This is a genomic window from Microbacterium sp. M3 (genome assembly GCF_033548675.1).
Taxonomy (GTDB): Bacteria; Actinomycetota; Actinomycetes; order Actinomycetales; family Microbacteriaceae; genus Microbacterium; species Microbacterium arthrosphaerae.
Genome location: NZ_JAWTZT010000002.1, coordinates 914,373 through 932,037, shown reverse-complemented (window position 1 = coordinate 932,037; position 17,665 = coordinate 914,373). Strand labels below are relative to the sequence as shown.

Sequence of the window (17,665 nt, the reverse complement as noted above, 5' to 3'; positions counted from 1 at the left end):
CCCGATCAGGCCACGAAGCCGACGCGGCGCGACTCCTCGGAGCCCAGCTCGATGTACGCCAGTCCCGCCGTCGGGACGATGTACGAGTTGCCCTTCGCGTCGGCGAAGGTCACGTGCGTGGCGCCGGCGTCGAGCGCCGCGGCGACGGACTTCTTGACGTCGGCCGCCGGCTCGTTCGTCTCGAAGTTGAGCTCACGGCCGGTGTTCGCGATGCCGATGCGGATCTCCACGTGACTGACCTCCTGCGCGGGGTACGGTGACGGGCTGGAAGGCTGAGGGCTCCCCGCGCATGGCCACTCTACGACACCGGGAAGAGGCATCCGCCCGCCGTCGGAACGCTCTGGGCGAACGGCCGATGTCGGTCGGTCGCGCTAGCGTCGAAGGGTGACAGCGGGTGACCACGGCGACGCGTTCGCACCGGACGAGCAGCAGCGCGCCGTGGTGGGCCTTCCGGCCGACGCGAGCGGCGTCGTCGTCGGGGCGCCCGGCACGGGGAAGACCGCGACGCTGGTCCATCGTGTGGCGTCGCTGATCGGTGCGGGTGCCGACCCCGACACGGTGCTCGTGCTGACGCCGTCCCGGCAGACCGCGACGGCGCTGCGCGACCGCCTCGGCCTGGCCGTGGGCGTCGCGACGACGGGCCCGCTCGCCCGGTCGGTGGCCTCCTACGCCTTCCAGATCGTGCGGGCGCACGCTGTCGCCGTGCACGCGGATCCGCCGCAGCTGCTCACCGGCGGCGACGAGGACCAGATCATCCGCGACCTGCTCGAGGGCGACGACGAGGACGAAGCGGCGGGTTCCGGGCGCTGGCCCGACTGGCTGGGTCCCGCGATCCGCGGCACGGCCGGCTTCCGCACGGAGGTGCGCACGTTCCTCGCCGAATGCACCACGCTCGGCATCGAGCCGCGACGGCTGCGCGAGCTCGGCGACCGGCTCGAGCTGCCGGCCTGGACCGCGCTGGCGTCGTTCTTCGCCGAATACCTGGAGGTGCGCGACGGCATGCGGGGCGCCCACCGCGACGCCGCCGGCCTGGTGCGTGAGGCCGTCGGGCTGCTGCGCACGGCACCGGCCGGGAGCCCGTCCGCCGACCGTGTGCGGACCGTGCTGGTCGACGACGCGCAGGAGCTGACGCTGGGCGGCATCGAGCTCCTCGAAGGCTTGCGCGCGCGGGGTGCGGCCGTCCTGGCGTTCGGCGACCCCGACGTCGGCTCGGGCTCGTTCCGCGGCGCGACACCGGAGAACTTCGCGCGGCTGGCCGCGTCGCTGGGCGCGGTGCACGTCCTCTCCGAGACGCACCGCGGCACGGCCTGGCAGCAGGAGCTGGTGGCACGGGTGACGCAGCGGATCGGCGCGGTGGGCGTGGTCGCCCATCGCGGGGCGTCGGCCGGTGCCGAACCCGACGAGTCGGTGCAGGTGCTCACGATGCGCTCGCCGGCCGAGGAGTACGACGCGATCGCCCGCCTGCTGCGCGAGCGGCACGTGCACGACGGCGTGCCATGGCGCGAGTGCGCCGTGATCGCCCACGACACCCGCCAGGTGGCGGCGCTCGAGGCCGAGCTGTCGGCGCGAGAGGTGCCGGCCCGGGCGAGCGGACCCGGTCGCGCCCTCGGGGCCGTCCGTCCCGTCGCCGACCTGCTGCGGCTCATCGAGCTCGCGGCGCGCGACGACTGGCAGTTCGAGGACGTGTCCGGGGCGCTCGTGGGCACCTACGGACGCCTCGACGTCATCGAGCTGCGACGACTGCGCTCGGCGCTGCGCCACGCCGAGCTGCGCGCGGCGGTCGAGCGCACCGCCGCGGGGGAGGACGCCGCCGAGCGCTCGGGCCGCGACCTCGTGCTGTCGGCCATGCGTCAGCCCCTCGAGTTCGACGTGCTCGACACGCGCGAGGCGCGGCGGGCGGCGTCGCTCGCCCGCACGCTCGAGGTGCTGCGCGACGACCTCGCACGTGGCGCGACGGCGCACGAGCTGCTGTGGACCGCGTGGGATCGCAGCGGGCTGGAGCGGGTCTGGTCGGAGCTCGCCCGGGGCAACGGTCCGCTCGCCGAGCAGGCGAACCGCGACCTCGATGCGCTGGTGGCGCTGTTCCAGGCGGCGAAGCGGTTCGTCGAACGGTCCCTCGACGCCGATCCGCGCGTCTTCGTCCGCGCCCTCCTCGACAGCGGTGTGGCCGAAGACCGCCTCGAGGCGCCGACCCGCGACGACAGCGTCCGCGTCCTGACCCCCGCCGGCGCGCTCGGACTCGAGTTCGACACCGTCGTCATCGCGGGCATGCAGGACGCGGTCTGGCCCAACACGCGACTGCGCGGGAGCCTGCTCGACACCTGGCGCCTGGCGGATGCCGCCACCCGCGCCGACGGCGAAGGCCCCGCCGCGTTCGACCGCCGCCGAGCCGCTCTCCACGACGAGCTCCGGCTGCTCGCCCGCGCGCTGTCGCGGGCGACGGCCCGGACGCTGGTGACCGCCGTGGACGACGACGACACCGGTCCGAGTGTGTTCTTCGAGCTGCTGCCCGATCCCGCACCGTTCGAGCTCGATCACCCGGTGTCGCTGCGCGGGCTCGTCGCGCGTCACCGGCGCACTCTGACGGCAGCGGGGCCGCGGGCGTCCTCGGCGGATGGCGGCGAGATCCGCGGGCTGGCCCTGCCGGGATCAGCCGCCCGCGCCGCCGAGCAGCTCGCGCTCCTCGCGGACGCCGGCGTCCCGGGCGCGTCGCCGCGCGACTGGTACGGCGTCGCCGCGCCGACCTCCAGCGGACCGCTGCGCGACCTGGCGCGGGAAGACGTGCGCGTGTCGCCGTCGCGGCTGCACGCACTGGAGGAGTGCGAGCTCAACTGGGTCATCGGAGACCTGGGAGGCGACCCCGGCGGCACCACGGCGGGCCTCGGCACCATCATCCACGCGGCTCTCGAGCACGCGGCGGGCCACGACGAGAGCGCACTGTGGGCGGAGGTGGAATCGCGGTGGGGCGAGCTGACCTTCGAGGCGGCGTGGCGCGATCGCGCCGAGCAGATCCGCGCGCGCGACCTGGTGCGCCGGCTGCACCTCTACCTGCGCCGGTTCGACGACGCCGGCGGGACGCTCATCGGCGCCGAGCCGCACTTCGAGGTGCCGATCCCGCTCGACCCTGCCGACGGCGTGGAGCTGCTCTCGGCGGAAGGGGCCGCCGACGGCACCGAGCGGGAGGCGCACCGGGTGATCCTGTCGGGCTATATCGACCGCGTCGAGCTGACACCCGAGGGGACGGTCGTCATCATGGATCTGAAGACGGGCAAACGCGAACCGCAGACCGACGCCAAAGTGCTCGACAACCCACAGCTCGCGGCCTACCAGCTCGCGTTCGAGTCGGGCGCGATCGCCGCGGCGAACGATCACGTCGGCGGCGGTGCGAAGCTTCTGGTGCTGCGCCCGACGGCCACGAAGTCCGACTACGTCACGCCGTGGCAGCCGCCCTTCGACGACGAGCGCCGCGAGGCGTTCCTGGGCCGCATCCGCGCCGCGGTGGCGGTGATGCGCGGCGAGACGTTCACCGCGCCCTACGAGGAGCACTGTCGCGACGAGCATGCCTACGGGCTGTGCCGCATCCACACGGTCGGCGCGGTGAGCGCGTCATGACTCTGGTAGAGGGTGTGGCCGAGGGCCCCCGCGGCACGACGGCGCTGCTCCCGGCCCGCGTGATCGCCGCGGCGCTCGGGCAGTTCCCGCCGACCGAGGAGCAGACCGCGGTCATCGAGGCGCCGCTCGCGCCGGCTCTCGTGGTCGCAGGTGCCGGGAGCGGGAAGACCGAGACCATGGCGGCACGCGTCGTCTGGCTCGTCGCCAACGGCCTCGTGCGCCGCGACGAGGTGCTCGGGCTGACGTTCACGCGCAAGGCGGCGGGCGAACTCGCCGAGCGCATCCAGAAGCGGCTCGCGCGCCTGGCGGAGTTCGAGCGGTGCGGCCTGCTGCCGGCGCTGCCCGCACTCGCCGCGGCCGGGCAGCTCGACGTCTTCGGCGAGCTCGAGCGGTCCGGCGCCGACGGTGCGCGGGCGACGGCGGAACGCCACCGCCTGCTCGACGAGCTGGCGCGCGCGGTCGGGGCGACACCCCAGCACGCGGCCGATGACGCGCTGCTGCACCGGCCCACGGTCGCGACCTACAACAGCTTCGCCGATCAGATCGTGCGCGAGCACGCGTTGCGCATCGGACGGGATGCCGAGGCCGCCGTCCTGTCGGAGTCCGCGGCGTGGCTCCTCATGCGCCGTGTCGTGTTCGCCTCGGACGATCCGCGGCTCGAGATGCGCGGCGAAGCGGTGCGCAGCATCGTCGACGCCGCGCTGCGCATCGCGCGCGACGGTGTCGACAATCTGGTCGACTTCGATGCGCTCGCGGCTTTCCCCGAGCGCTTCCAGACGGTCCGTGAGCTGCCGTCCACCAACCGGCGCACGACCGTGTACGCGGACGTGTCGGATGCGGTCGACAAGGTGTCTGCGCTCGCGCTCCTCGCCGACCTCGCGCGCGAGTACGCCGCCGAGAAGCGGCGCCTGGGCGTCATCGACTTCTCGGACCAGGTCGCCGGCGCCCTGGAGGTCGTCGCAAGCCATCGCGCCGTCGCGGATGAGCTGCGCGACCGCTATCGGGTGGTGCTCCTCGACGAGTATCAGGACACGTCCGTCGTGCAGACCGATCTGCTGGCCGCGCTGTTCGCGGGCACCGGCGTGATGGCGGTGGGCGACCCGCATCAGGCCATCTACGGCTGGCGCGGCGCGAGCGCCGGCAACCTCGGCGGGTTCGCCGCCGCCTTCGCGCCGGGCGGAGGCTGCGCCGAGTACGCGCTGCTCACCAGCTGGCGCAACAGCGCCGCGGTGCTGACGGCCGCGAACGCCGTGCTCGCGCCCCTGGCGGCCTCGGCTCCCGTGCCGGTGCAGGAGCTGCGCCCGCGGCCGGCGGCTCCCGCCGGCGTGGTCGAGCTGGGATTCGACGTCGATCTCGACACCGAGGCAGATCGCGTGGCCGAGTGGTTCGCGCGCGTGCGGGCCGAACGGGTGCTGGACGGCCGCGGGACGACCGGCGCGATACTCTTCCGCAGCAAGAAGCACATGGTGCGCTTCGGCGACGCGCTCGGCCGCCGCGGCATCCCGCACCGGATCCTGGGGCTCGGCGGCCTGCTGTCGACGCCCGAGGTGGTCGACGTGGTCTGCGCGCTCCGCATCATCAGCGACCCCTCCGCCGGCTCCGCGCTCATCCGGCTGCTGTCGGGGCCGCGGTGGTCGATCGGGCTCCCCGATCTGCGTGAGCTGGCGTCGCTCGCCCGGCGCCTCGCCCGCCACGACGCAGCCCTCCAGCCGCTCCCGCCCGAGGTGGTCGAGCGCATCCGGGGGAGTGCCGGCGACGACGACGGCTCGCTCGTCGACGCGCTGGACTTCGTGCTGCGGCAGAAGCCCGATCACGGGTGGCTCGCCGGCTTCACCCCGGACGCGCGCGAGCGGCTGCGGGACGCGGCATCCGTCTTCGCGGGGCTGCGCCAGGCGAGCGGCATGCCGATCCCGGAGCTCGTCCGTCTCATCGAACTCGAGCTGCGCCTCGACATCGAGCTCGCCGCGAACGAGTCGCGCGGGCCCGCGCGCATCGCCTCGGCACAGCTGCGTGCGTTCGTCGACGAGGTGCACGCGTTCCTCGCGGCCGACGAGACCGGCTCGCTGTCGAGCCTGCTGGCCTGGCTCGACCATGCCGAGCAGCTCGACGAGTTCGCGCCGCGCACCGAGCCGCCCGAGGACGACGTCGTGCAGCTGCTGACGATCCACGGGTCGAAGGGACTCGAATGGGATGCGGTGGCCGTCGTGCGCCTGGTCAAGGATGAGCTGCCGAGCGCACCGCGCGACACCAAAGCATGGCTCGGCTTCGGCGTGCTCCCGTACGCGTTCCGCGGCGATGCCGCCTGGCTCCCCGTGCTGGCGTGGCAATCGGCGCAGACCCAGCAGGAGCTCAAGGCGGCGCTCGACGAGTTCGTCGAGGCCAACCGCGCCCGCCAGCTCGAGGAGGACCGTCGCCTGGCCTACGTGGCGGTGACACGGGCCCGCGATCACCTCCTCCTCACCGGCGCGAGCTGGTCGGGCACCAAGCGGCCGCGCGCGCGCAGCACCTTCTTCACAGAGATCGCGGATGCGCTCGGTGTTCCGCTCGCCGAGGACGACCCGGGCGACGACCCGTACCAGGGCGAGCGCCGCGTGCTGCAGTGGCCGATCGATCCACTCGGCGCCCGGCGCGCCGTCGTGACGGAGGCGGCGGCCGTCGTGGAGTCCGCGCTGGCCTCACCGCGAGGGGTGCTGGATCCGCAGGCCGCGCTGCTGCTGGCCGAGCGCGACGCCCGGCGCGCCCGACCGGTGCACGTGGCCCCCACGCGCATCGCGGCCTCGAGGTACAAGGAGTACGCGGCCGACCTCGAGGGCACTCTCGCAAGCATCGCCCGTCCCCTGCCGGAGCGCCCGTTCCGGCAGACCCGCCTCGGCACGCTGTTCCACGCGTGGGTCGAGCAGCGCTCCGGCCGATCGGGCACGGCGGGATCGCTCGACGACGCGCTGTGGCAGGTCGACGACGACGCCACGGGCACCGCGGCATCGGTCGAGGACGCGGCGGCGCTCGACGCGCTCCGCGACCGCTTCCTCGCGTCGGAGTGGGCTCCGCTCCGCCCGATCGAGGTCGAGACCGAGATCGACTTCACGACCGTCGGCCCCGACGGGCTGCCCCACATCGTGATCTGCAAGCTCGACGCGGTCTACCGCCGTGACGACCGCGGCGGCCGCATCGAGATCGTCGACTGGAAGACGGGCGCCGCGCCCCGCACGCCGGCCGAGAAGGACGAGCGGATGCTGCAGCTCGAGCTGTACCGGCAGGCCTATCACGCGAAGCACGGCGTGCCGCTGGACGAGATCGACGTCGCGTTGTACTACGTCGCCGAGGACGTCATCTTGCGCGCGTGAGGAATGGCGGCCCGTCGGCGGTCAGGGCGCGAGCCAGCGCCGCAGCGCCGCCTCGGAGGCCCGCTCGGCCTCGGCCGCGGCATCCGCCCCGTCGCCCGACGCAGCGGGCTCGCGCGCTCCCGACACCGGCAGCGTGATCGGGGCCGTCGAGACATCGTCGGCGGCGGACCTCTCCGCCGTGCTCTGTCCGTCGGCGTCTGCGCCGGGCGTCACTGCGTCGTCCACCGGCCCGTCGTCGGTCTCGTCCGCGACCCACTTCGCGAGCTCGTCGGGGTCGTACGCGTCGGTGTGCATCGAGGTGTCGATCGTCGAGACCGGGGCCCCCGGCATCCGATCGAGCAGCGCGATCGCGTCGTCGACATCGAGGGCCGAATCCGCAACGATCTCGTCGCCCGCCACGCCCGCCGCCAGGGATTCGAGAAGCTCGACCGCGTCGGAGACGATGTCTTCGCGGTCGACGTCGTGGCCGTGCACCAGCCACTTGGCGAACTCGAGCTCGGCATAGAGCCGCGCCCGCTCGCGCGCTCGCGCGTCGGGCGCGCGTCCGCTTCCCGAAACATAGGCGGCGTAGACGTCCTCGGCGGCGTCGGGCGCCGAGGCGAGCCACTGCAGATCGGTCGCGGGGTCGCCGATCGACAGCCCGTGCCAGTCGAGCAGTCCGGTGACCGTCGGCACGCCGTCGAGGTCTTCGAAGAGGAAGGAGGCCGCGCCGGCGCCCCCGAGGACGACGGCGGACTCGAAGCGCCACAGATCGTCGGCATCGACGGCGCGGTGCCAGCGCCCGGCGAGGCTCACGGGGAGCCGTCGCGTGGCCACCGCGCGGTCGATGAGGCGCGCGACGTCGGCGCGCACCTGCTGCGGCGTGCGCGCGGGCAGACCCTCGGCGCGCACGATGGAATGCGGCAGCGCGTGCAGTGCCGCCAGCGCAGCGCCGAGCGACGTGGCCGCACCGCGACCCGGGGGCAGATGCGCGGCGTCGACGCGGTAGCCGGGAAGGAAGTCGACGACGACGACACGCGTGTCGCCCAGTCCCGCCTCGCCGAGGAGTTCCGGGGCGCGAAACGGCAGCAGGCCGCGTACGCCGGGAGTCAGAGCACGCAGCGCCCGTACCTCGGCCGCGAGATCCGGGCCCGCCGACGGGTCGGCGGGCACCCGCACCACGACGCGCCTGCCGTCGTCGAGATCGGCCACCGCCGCGTCATAGCGGCCGGTCGCGCCCTCGGTGAGGGCGCCTACTCCGACGACCCCGACCTGCGGCAGAGCCGACGTGACGGACGCGGCTAGAGTGAGGGGTGAGCGTGCCATGTGCCCAGGGTAGGTCGGTCGCGCTCGTCCGTCCCCGCGCCACGCCCGGCCCTGATCGACGAAGCGGAGCATGTTCGATGACGGCGCCCGACAGCACGAGCCCCTCGCCGCCGACCCGGTCTGGCGGGCATCGCGCAGCCGAGGAGAGGCTCACGCCGGGTCTCATCGATAAAGCGCGAGCGGATGCCGCGACCCGCGTCCTCGTCATCGCCGGCGACACCGCTCCGCTGGCCGCACCGGATGCTCTGCTGTGGCGCGCGCCCGCGGAGGTGCCCGACGAGGCGGAGTGGGCGTTCCTCGGACGCGCACCCGACGGCGTGGCGCTGCTGGCCGCCGTGTTCGCCGCGCGCGAGGACGAGCTGTTCACCGCCCCGGCCGGTTGGGCGGGACTGCGCACCGCCGGCGCCGTCATCTCCGCCGACGACGCGGCGGCCTTCGTCGAGGCGCTGAGCCTCGGCCGCTGGCTGCTCGACGCGCCGTACTGCCCGGCGTGCGGCAGCCTCACGCTCCTCGGCGACGCGGGGTGGTCGCGGCGCTGTCCGTCGTGCGGACGCCAGCACTTCCCGCGCACGGACCCCGCGGTGATCGTCGCGATCACCAGCACCGACGATCCGGACCTGCTTCTCCTCGGCTCGAACGCGCTGTGGGGCGCCGACCGGTTCTCGTGCTTCGCCGGATTCGTCGAAGCAGGGGAGTCGCTCGAGTCGGCCGTCCGCAGAGAAGTGGCCGAGGAGTCGGGCATCGAGGTCGGTGCCGTCGCGTATCGCGGATCTCAGCCGTGGCCCTACCCGCGGTCGCTGATGGTCGGCTTCCTCGCCGAGGCGGTCGACGACACCGCCGCCCGCGCGGACGGCGAGGAGATCGCCGCCGTGCGCTGGTTCACGCGGGACGAGATCGGGCAGGCGCTGGCCGGCGAGGGTGACATCGTTCTGCCCGGGCGCGCGTCGATCGCGCACCGGCTGATCGCCGACTGGCACGCGGAGCGGGCATGAGCGCCGGCGCCCTGGCCGGTCTCGATGAGCACCAGCGCGAGGCGGCCACGGCCCTCCGGGGCCCGGTCGTGGTGCTGGCGGGCGCCGGGACGGGAAAGACCCGCGTCATCACGCACCGCATCGCGCACGGCGTGGACACGGGCGCATACTCGCCCGGCCGCGTCATGGCGGTCACCTTCACCACTAAGGCCGCCGGCGAGATGCGCGGCCGCCTGCGGGCGATGGGCATCGGCGGCGTGGCCGCCCGCACCTTCCACGCCGCGGCCCTCGCGCAGCTCAACTTCTTCTGGCCGACGCTCGCCGGCGACAGCGCGCCCGGCATCGTCGACAACAAGGTGCGGCTGCTCGCCCATGCCGCCGACGGCGTCGGCCTGTCTCCGGACGTGGCGACCCTGCGTGACGTGGCGTCCGAGATCGAGTGGCGGAAGGTCTCGATGCTGAGCATCGATGCCTACGCCGCGGCGCGCCCGGCCGGGGTCGGGCGTCTGGGGGTCGAGCGCGTCGTCGCGCTGCAGCAGGCCTACGAGAAGCTCAAGGACGAGCGCCGGCAGCTCGACTTCGAGGACGTCCTGCTCGCCTGCGCGGGCATGCTCGAGGCGGAGCCCCAGGTGGCCAAGGCCGTGCGCGAGCAGTACCGGCACTTCACCGTCGACGAGTATCAGGACGTCTCGCCGCTGCAGAACCGCCTGCTCGAGCTCTGGCTCGGGGATCGGCGCGACCTCTGCGTCGTCGGCGACGCCAGCCAGACGATCTACTCCTTCGCCGGTGCCGATGCACGCTTCCTTCTCGATTTCCCCACCCGCTATGAGAACGCGCGCGTCGTCCGTCTGGAGACGAACTATCGATCGGATGCCGCGATCCTGGCCGTGGCCAACGAGCTCATGCGCGGGCGGCCCGGCGCGCTCCACCTCGAGGCCGCCACAGCGGCCGAGCCGGGGGCAGCGGCGGTGACCCCCACGGTGACGGCTTTCGAGGACGACCGGTCCGAGGCGCGCGCCGTCGCCGCACGCGTGGCCGCGCAGATCGCGGGCGGCGCCGATCCGCGGCACATCGCGGTCCTGTACCGCGCTCATGCGCAGTCGGCCGAGCTCGTCGCGGCGCTCGCCGATGCGGGCATCGCCACCACGGTGCTCGGCGGCCGCCGCTTCTTCGACATGCCCGAGGTGCGCCAAGCCGTCATGGAGCTGCGGGCCGCCTCGGTGGCGCCGATCGAGAGCGGGTTCGTCGACACCGTCCGCGACATCCTGCGGTCGCGCGGTCTCACCGACGACCCGCCGGAGGCGGGCGGAGCCCTCCGCGACGCCTGGGAGGCGCGCGCCGCGCTGCTGCGATTGGCGCAGGAGGCGCCCGAAGGCACGACGCTGCGCTCGTTCACCGATGAGCTGACCGCACGGGCGAAGGCCCACGACGAACCGGCGATGCGCACGGTGACCTTGGCGACGCTCCACGCCGCCAAGGGCCTCGAGTGGCATCACGTGCACCTGATCGGCGTGGCCGAGGGACTGCTGCCGATCTCGTACGCGACGACGTTCGAGCAGGTCGATGAGGAACGGCGGCTCGCCTACGTCGGCATCACGCGGGCCGGGCGAACGCTGTCGCTGACGTGGTCTCGAGGAGTGCGGGACCGGGCGCCGTCGCGGTTCCTGCGAGAGATCGGCAGCGGCACGCTTCGTGCGGGCGATGCGAGCGCACGGTCCGGTGCAGCGAGCCGGCGCGCAGCGCCACCGAGCGCGTCCGGTGCGGCGCGCGGCTCCGGTCGCGTTCCGCGATGAGCCGGCCCGCGACGATCCCCGCCTCCCACTGCACCGCGGCGTCGCCGTCGACCGGGCGGCCGAGCAGCTGAGCAGCCACCACCGGCCACGTCGGGTCGTCGTCCCGCCGGTGGGCGGCGACGCACGCGAGGCACGCGGTGGACCCCGGCAGGACGAACGGTCCGACTTCGGCGCCGGAACCGGTGAGCACCACCGGCAGGTGCGCGACGTCGGCGGCCATGAGCGCGGCGGCGGCACCCGGCGGCATGACACGGTGGACGATGAAGACGACGGCGACGGCGCCGGGGTCCGTCGTCCCGACCGGATCGAACCGGTGCAGCGCCCCGACCTCGAACCCGGCCGCGACGAGTCCCCGCCCGATGTCGTCGCGATGCTCGTCGGGCACGTCGGCTGCAGCGTGCACCGCCACGAGGCGCGGGGCCGCGGCATCCGTCACCATCACGCGCCGCAGGCGCGCCAGCAGCCGGGTCGCCGCGTGCGCATCGGGAGCGCCGAGCGCTTGGGCGAAGGAGACGAACGCGCCGTCGGGCACCCCGCGCTCGAGCTCGCGGATCACCCGCAGCTGCCACGGCGCCGGGTCGTCGAGGACGGCCACGGGCTCCGCGCCGAATTGCAGCGCGCCGGCGGAGCGCCAGACAGGCGGGTGGGACGGGTCGAGACGGAGCATGCCCCGATCCTTCCCGACGCGCCGACGGCGAGGCGGGAATCCACAGGCGCCGCCGCCCGAGCGATCGGCGCTGCGGGCCTGTGGAGGAGAGGGTGCGCCGCGCGGCGGTCAGACCGGGCGGTGGTCCTCGGGGGCGCCGGATCCGTCGTCGTCCGAGTCGTCGCCCTCCGTCTCGGGCTTCTCGCCGGAAGCGCCGGGCGCGGGTGCGTCGCCTTCGGCTGCTGCGGCCGGCACCTCGCCCGCGAGCAGCCGCGCCAGGGCGTCGTCCATCTCGTCGCGCGCCGGCTCCTCACCGCGCGCACGGGCCTCGAGGCGGGCGACGAGCGCCGCCGGATCGTCGATGTCGGACGCGCTCGGCATGAGGTCGGGGTAGTCCCACAGCGCGTCGCGGGCGGCCGGGCCCACGGCATCCGTCACCGCACGCCACATCGCGGCGGCCTCGCGCATGCGCCGCGGCCGGATCTCGAGTCCGACGAGCGAGCCGAGCGCGCGCTCGGCCGGCCCGCCCACCGCGCGGCGGCGGCGCACCGCCTCGGAGATGCGCTGCGCCGACGGCAGGCGGGACGTGGCGGTCTCGGTGACGACCTCGACCCACCCCTCGATGGTCGCGAGCAGGTTCTCGAGCCGCGCGAGGGCGGCCTCCTGCGCCTCGGAGCGGGCGGGGAGCAGGGCGCCGCTCTCGATGGCCCGGCGCAGCTCGTCCGGCTCGGACGGGTCGAAGCGCGAGGCGAGGTCCTCGAGGGCGTCGGTGTCGACGTGCACCCCGCGGGCGAAGTCGGTGACCTGCGAGATCACGTGCAGGCGCAGCCACTTGGCGTGGCGGAAGAGCCGCGCGTGAGCGAGCTCGCGCGTCGCGACGTACAGCGCGAGCTGGTCCTCCGGCACCTCGAGGTCGCGGCCGAAGTCCGCGAAGTTCTGGGGGAGGATCGCGGCCTCGCCGTCGGGCATGAGGGGGATGCCGACGTCGCCGCCGCTCACGACCTCCTTCGAGAGACTGCCGACCACCTGGCCGAGCTGCGAGGCGAACAGCGACCCGCCGACCGTGCGCATGAGGCGGCCGGCGCCCTGGACGAGCCCCTGCATGTCTTCGGGGGCCTGCGCGCTCAGGGCTGACGTCAGCGCGTCGGCGATGCTGGTGGCGACGGGCGCGGCGAGGTCCTGCCAGACGGGGAGCGTCGCCTCGACCCAGCCGCCCCGCGTCAGCGTGACGGGCGGGGACGCGAGGTCGGAGATCGTGGTCGCCTCGCTCAGCCACAGCGTGGCCAGCGCGAACGCCTGATCGAGGTCGGTGCGCTGCCCGGCCGTCACGCCGAGCCCCTCCTGGTTGGCGATGTGCAGCGCCTGCCGCTCGGCCATGTCCCACGAGATGCCGCTCTCGTCGGCGCTGGCGAAGGCGCCCTGCAGCTGCCGCATGACCGCCTGCATCATCGCGGGATCGATGTTCATCCCCGACAGGCGCGACAGCTGCTCGGGGTCGAAGTCGCCCGCGCCGCCCCCGAAGAGCTGACGGATCAGCTCCTGGAAGTCGTCCTCGGGACTGCTCCCGCCGCCCGGGGTGGTGTCGTCGTCTGCCACTTCAGCCGCCTTTCAGCCGGTCGATGACCTTGCGCTCTACGCTAGTCGCAGCATTCCTCGCACTCCCCGGCACGGACCCCTGACGCCTTACGCCGGTCGCGAACGACCAGGCATCCATTCGACAAGGCACGGAAGAGAGGTCCCGCGTGGCCCTGTTCGACGAGAACACGACGATCGAGCCCGCCGCGCCGCGCGAGCGGCGGTCGCGGCGCACCGTCGCGGGCGTGTGGGCGCTGGCTGTGGCCCTGGTCGTCCTCCTGGTCATCACCTTCCTGCCCACGTCGTACGTCATCCAGCGGCCGGGACCGGTGTACAACACGCTCGGCACCGCCGAGGACGCCGACGGCGAAGAGGTTCCTCTCATCTCGGTCGAAGGCGCCGAGACCTACCCCACCGACGGCGCGCTCGACCTCCTCACGGTGCAGGTGCAGGGCAACCGCGAGCAGACGCCCTCCTGGTTCGAGCTCGCCCAGGCGTGGTTCGAGCCCAGCAAGGCGGTCATCCCCATCGATGCGGTCTTCCCCGAGGGGCAGACGACCGAGGAGCGCAACGAGGAGAGCGCGGCGATGATGGTCGACTCGCAGCACGAGGCGACCGCGGCCGCGCTGACCGAGCTCGGCTACGACGTCGGCGCGCAGCTGTCGGTGCACTCCGTGATCGACGGTGCGGCGGCGACCGGCGTCCTCGAGGACGGCGACGCGATCCTGGAGGCGGACGGAGAAACGGTGACGGATGCCGCGGCCCTCCGCGCTGTCATCAACGCCGCCGAGGGGGCACCGGTCGAGCTGCTCATCGAGCGCGACGGACAGCAGCAGACCGTCGAGGTCACCCCGAAGGAGTCGACCGTGGACGGCGAGACCACGTGGCTCATCGGGGTCAACCTCATCACCGACTACGACTTCCCGATCGACGTCACCATCCAGCTGAACAACGTCGGCGGGCCGAGCGCCGGCATGATGTTCGCCCTGGGGATCATCGACACGCTCACTCCCGGCGAGCTCAACGGCGGCGAGCAGGTCGCCGGCACGGGGACCATCACCGCGGACGGCACGGTGGGCCCGATCGGCGGCATCCGCCAGAAGATGTGGGGCGCCGTCGATGCCGGCGCCGAGTGGTTCCTCGCGCCGGAGGCGAACTGCGACGAGGTCGTCGGGCACATCCCCGGCGATCTGCAGGTGTTCTCCGTCGCCGATCTCGATGACGCGCTCGCGGTCCTGGACGCGGTGCGCGGCGACGGCGACGTCGACGCGCTGCCCACCTGCGCGGCCGGATGACGGGGTCCGTGCGGCGGAATCTCGCGGGGTTCGCCCAGCGCGGACAGGGCGGGCGCTCAGAACCAGCCGCTTAGGATGGAACGGTGACCACGACCTCGTCGCCGACTCCGGCCACACCCTCCCGCACCCGACGCGTCATCGCCATCACCCTCGCGGTCATCGCCGCCCTGGTGGTGGCGTTCTTCGTCTTCGCCAGCCTCTATGCCGACTGGCTGTGGTTCGACCAGCTCGGGTTCTCGGAGGTGCTGGTGACCCAGTGGGTCGCCCGGGTCGTGATGTTCGCCGTCGGGTTCCTCGGCATGGCGGTGCCGGTGTGGCTCTCGATCCAGCTGGCCTACCGGCTGCGCCCGGTGTACGCGCGGCTGAGCTCGCAGCTCGACCGCTATCAGGAGGTCGTCGAACCCCTGCGCCGCCTGGCGATGTGGGGCATCCCGGTCTTCTTCGGCTTCTTCGCCGGGTTCGCCGCGTCGGCGCAGTGGGAGACGACGTGGCTGTGGTTCAACGGCGTCGCCACGAAGGTGAAAGACCCCGAGTTCGGCCTCGACACCGGCTTCTACATGTTCGCGATGCCGTTCTGGAGCTCGCTGGTCGGCTTCGCGTCGGCGGTGCTGCTGATCTGCCTCCTCGTCACGGCGCTGGTGTCGTACCTCTACGGCTCGGTGCGCATCGGGCAGCGTGAGCTGCGGATCTCGAAGTCGGCGCGCATCCAGCTCGCGGTCATCGCGGGGCTGTACCTGCTGGTGCAGGGCGCGAGCCTCTGGCTCGACCGGTACAAGACGCTCGTCGAGCCCGGCGCGGGCGGTCGCATCACAGGCCCCGGCTACACCGAGGCCAACGCCATCATCCAGGGCCAGACGATCCTCGCCATCGCCGCGGTCATCGTGGCGATCCTCTTCTTCGTCACCGCTGTGATCGGCCGCTGGCGCTACCCCCTCATCGGCACGGCGCTTCTCGTCGTGTCGGCGATCGTGCTCGGCGTCGGCTACCCGTGGGTCGTCAACACGTTCCAGGTGCAGCCGAACCAGGCCGACTACGAGAGCGAGTACTACCAGCGCAACCTCGACGCGACGAAGGCCGCCTTCGGCATCGACGGGCTCGAGACGACCGAGTTCTCGGCCGAGACGACGGCCGACGCCGGTCAGCTGCGCGCGGATGCCGCCACCACGACGCAGATCCGCATCATGGACCCGGCCATCATCGGCCCGACGGTCCGTCAGCTCGAGCAGTACCGGCCGTACTACCAGTTCCGCAATCCGCTCGACGTCGACCGATACGAGATCGACGGCACCATGCAGGACACCATCGTCTCGGTGCGCGAGCTGAACGTCGCCCAGCTGGGCGCCGGCTCGTCGTGGGTCAACGAGACCCTCGTCTACACGCACGGCTACGGCATGGTCGCCGCCGCGGGCAACGAGCGCACCGCCGACGGCAATCCCGTGTTCCTGGAGCGCGGCATCCCCGCCACCGGCTTCCTGTCGGCCAACCCCGACTTCCAGCCGCGCGTGTACTTCGGTGAGAACTCGCCCCAGTACTCCATCGTCGGCGCGCCGGCGGGGACCGACCCCATCGAGCTCGACTACCCATCGGGAAGCGACGGCAGCTCGGGTCCGCGCACCACGTTCGAAGGCGACGGCGGCCCTTCGGTCGGCAGCACCTTCAACCGGCTGATCTATGCGCTGAAGTTCCAGTCCGAGCAGATCCTCTTCGCCGACGGCGTGAACGAGGACTCGCAGATCCTTTACGACCGCGACCCGCTCACGCGCATCAAGAAGGTGGCCCCCTACCTCGAGCTCGACAGCGACCCGTACCCGACGGTGGTCGACGGCCGCATCAAGTGGGTCGTCGATGGCTACACGCTGAGCGCCGACTACCCGTACTCCAAGACGGTCTCGCTGTCGCAGGCGATCGCGGATGCGACCAACACGCAGCCGCGCTTCGCGCTGGACGACATCAACTACATCCGCAACTCGGTGAAGGCCACCGTCGACGCCTACGACGGCTCGGTCACGCTCTACGCGTGGGACCCCGAGGACCCGGTGCTGCAGACGTGGCAGAACATCTACCCGTCGAGCCTCGAGCCGATCAGCGAGATGTCGGGCGACCTCATGAGCCACGTGCGCTACCCGACCGACCTCTTCAAGGTGCAGCGGGCGATGCTGCAGGTCTACCACGTCAACGACGCGCAGTCCTTCTACGAGCGCGACAACGCGTGGGCCACCCCCGAAGACCCGCAGAACCCCGATGTGCTGCAGCCGCCGTACTACCTGACGATGCAGATGCCGGGGCAGAGCGCGCCGTCGTTCTCGATGTTCACGACCTTCATCCCGTCGTCGACGACCGGGGCCGAGAGCCGCAACGTGCTGATGGGCTACCTCGCCGCCGACTCCAACGCCGGCGCCGAACCGGGGGTCAAGGGCGAGGACTACGGCAAGCTGCGCATGCTCGAGATCGCGGCCGACACCACCGTTCCCGGCCCCGGTCAGGTGCAGAACCGCTTCGACTCCGACCCGGTGGTCTCGCAGGAGATCAACGTCCTCACGATCGGTCAGTCCGAAGTGCTCAACGGCAACCTGCTCACGCTCCCCGTCGGCGGCGGTCTGCTCTACGTGCAGCCCGTGTTCGTCCAGGCGGCCGAGGGGACGCAGCTTCCGCAGCTGCGGAAGGTGCTGGTCGCGTTCGGTGACGACATCGCGTTCGAAGACACGTTGAGCGAGGCGCTGGATGCGCTGTTCGGCGGCGACTCGGGTGCCGACGCCGGCGACGACGGCGTGACCCCGGTGCCGGATCCGACGGAGCCGGCACCGCCCACCGAGCCGACCGAGCCCACGGAGCCGACCGAGCCGACGCCGCCCGCCGACGAGTATGAGGCCGCCCTGCAGGAGGCCCAGCAGGCGATGATGGACCGCCAGGCGGCGCTCCAGGCCGGTGATTGGACCAAGTACGGTGAGGCGGATGCCCGCCTCACGGCCGCCGTCGAGAAGCTGATCGCCCTCGGCGAGCAGTAAGCCGCCGCGCGATCCCGAGAGGGCCGTCCACTTCGGTGGACGGCCCTTTCCGCACCCCGCGCCGGGCACCCGGAACCCGACGCCCGGCGTGCCCGGTGCAGGGCCGAAGCGCGGGGCGA

General features: G+C 73.0%; 9 protein-coding genes. 6 read left to right on the top strand and 3 right to left on the bottom strand.

Annotation, left to right across the window (positions count from 1 at the left end; translation table 11 throughout):
• Positions 1-5: 5 nt before the first annotated feature.
• Positions 6-230, bottom strand: coding sequence for a DUF3107 domain-containing protein (locus R8Z57_RS09670; protein WP_045296833.1), 225 nt, complete (start codon positions 228-230; stop codon positions 6-8).
• A gap of 154 nt (positions 231-384) precedes the next feature.
• On the opposite strand from R8Z57_RS09670, the gene R8Z57_RS09665 reads away from it, so the two are divergent.
• Together R8Z57_RS09665 and R8Z57_RS09660 are read left to right on the top strand one after the other, a co-directional pair.
• On the top strand, positions 385-3,612 hold the full coding sequence (locus tag R8Z57_RS09665) for an ATP-dependent DNA helicase (RefSeq protein ID WP_318353536.1): 3,228 nt from the start codon (positions 385-387) through the stop codon (positions 3,610-3,612).
• Positions 3,609-6,956 (top strand): ATP-dependent DNA helicase, encoded by a 3,348-nt coding sequence (locus R8Z57_RS09660; RefSeq protein ID WP_318353535.1) that lies wholly within the window; start codon positions 3,609-3,611, stop codon positions 6,954-6,956. The genes R8Z57_RS09665 and R8Z57_RS09660 overlap by 4 nt, the downstream gene beginning before the upstream one ends.
• A 21-nt stretch (positions 6,957-6,977) precedes the next feature.
• Here the strand turns inward: R8Z57_RS09660 and R8Z57_RS09655 are convergent, their stop codons facing one another.
• Positions 6,978-8,261, bottom strand: coding sequence for a phosphotransferase (locus R8Z57_RS09655; RefSeq protein WP_318353534.1), 1,284 nt, complete (start codon positions 8,259-8,261; stop codon positions 6,978-6,980).
• A gap of 77 nt (positions 8,262-8,338) precedes the next feature.
• Here R8Z57_RS09655 and nudC point away from each other — a divergent pair, with 77 nt between their 5' ends.
• Positions 8,339-9,253: an NAD(+) diphosphatase gene (nudC, locus tag R8Z57_RS09650; protein ID WP_318353533.1), complete on the top strand. Its 915-nt coding sequence runs from the start codon at positions 8,339-8,341 to the stop codon at positions 9,251-9,253.
• On the top strand, positions 9,250-11,025 hold the full coding sequence (locus tag R8Z57_RS09645; protein ID WP_318353532.1) for an ATP-dependent helicase: 1,776 nt from the start codon (positions 9,250-9,252) through the stop codon (positions 11,023-11,025). The genes nudC and R8Z57_RS09645 overlap by 4 nt, the downstream gene beginning before the upstream one ends.
• A gap of 775 nt (positions 11,026-11,800) precedes the next feature.
• Here R8Z57_RS09645 and R8Z57_RS09640 read toward each other — a convergent pair.
• Positions 11,801-13,267 carry a zinc-dependent metalloprotease gene (locus tag R8Z57_RS09640; protein WP_318353531.1) on the bottom strand — a complete coding sequence of 489 codons (1,467 nt, stop codon included), beginning with the start codon at positions 13,265-13,267 and terminating at the stop codon, positions 11,801-11,803.
• A 146-nt stretch (positions 13,268-13,413) separates the two neighbouring features.
• On the opposite strand from R8Z57_RS09640, the gene R8Z57_RS09635 reads away from it, so the two are divergent.
• Together R8Z57_RS09635 and R8Z57_RS09630 are read left to right on the top strand one after the other, a co-directional pair.
• Positions 13,414-14,541 (top strand): PDZ domain-containing protein, encoded by a 1,128-nt coding sequence (locus R8Z57_RS09635; protein WP_318353530.1) that lies wholly within the window; start codon positions 13,414-13,416, stop codon positions 14,539-14,541.
• A gap of 83 nt (positions 14,542-14,624) precedes the next feature.
• Positions 14,625-17,546 carry a UPF0182 family protein gene (locus R8Z57_RS09630; protein WP_318353529.1) on the top strand — a complete coding sequence of 974 codons (2,922 nt, stop codon included), beginning with the start codon at positions 14,625-14,627 and terminating at the stop codon, positions 17,544-17,546.
• Positions 17,547-17,665: the final 119 nt, after the last annotated feature.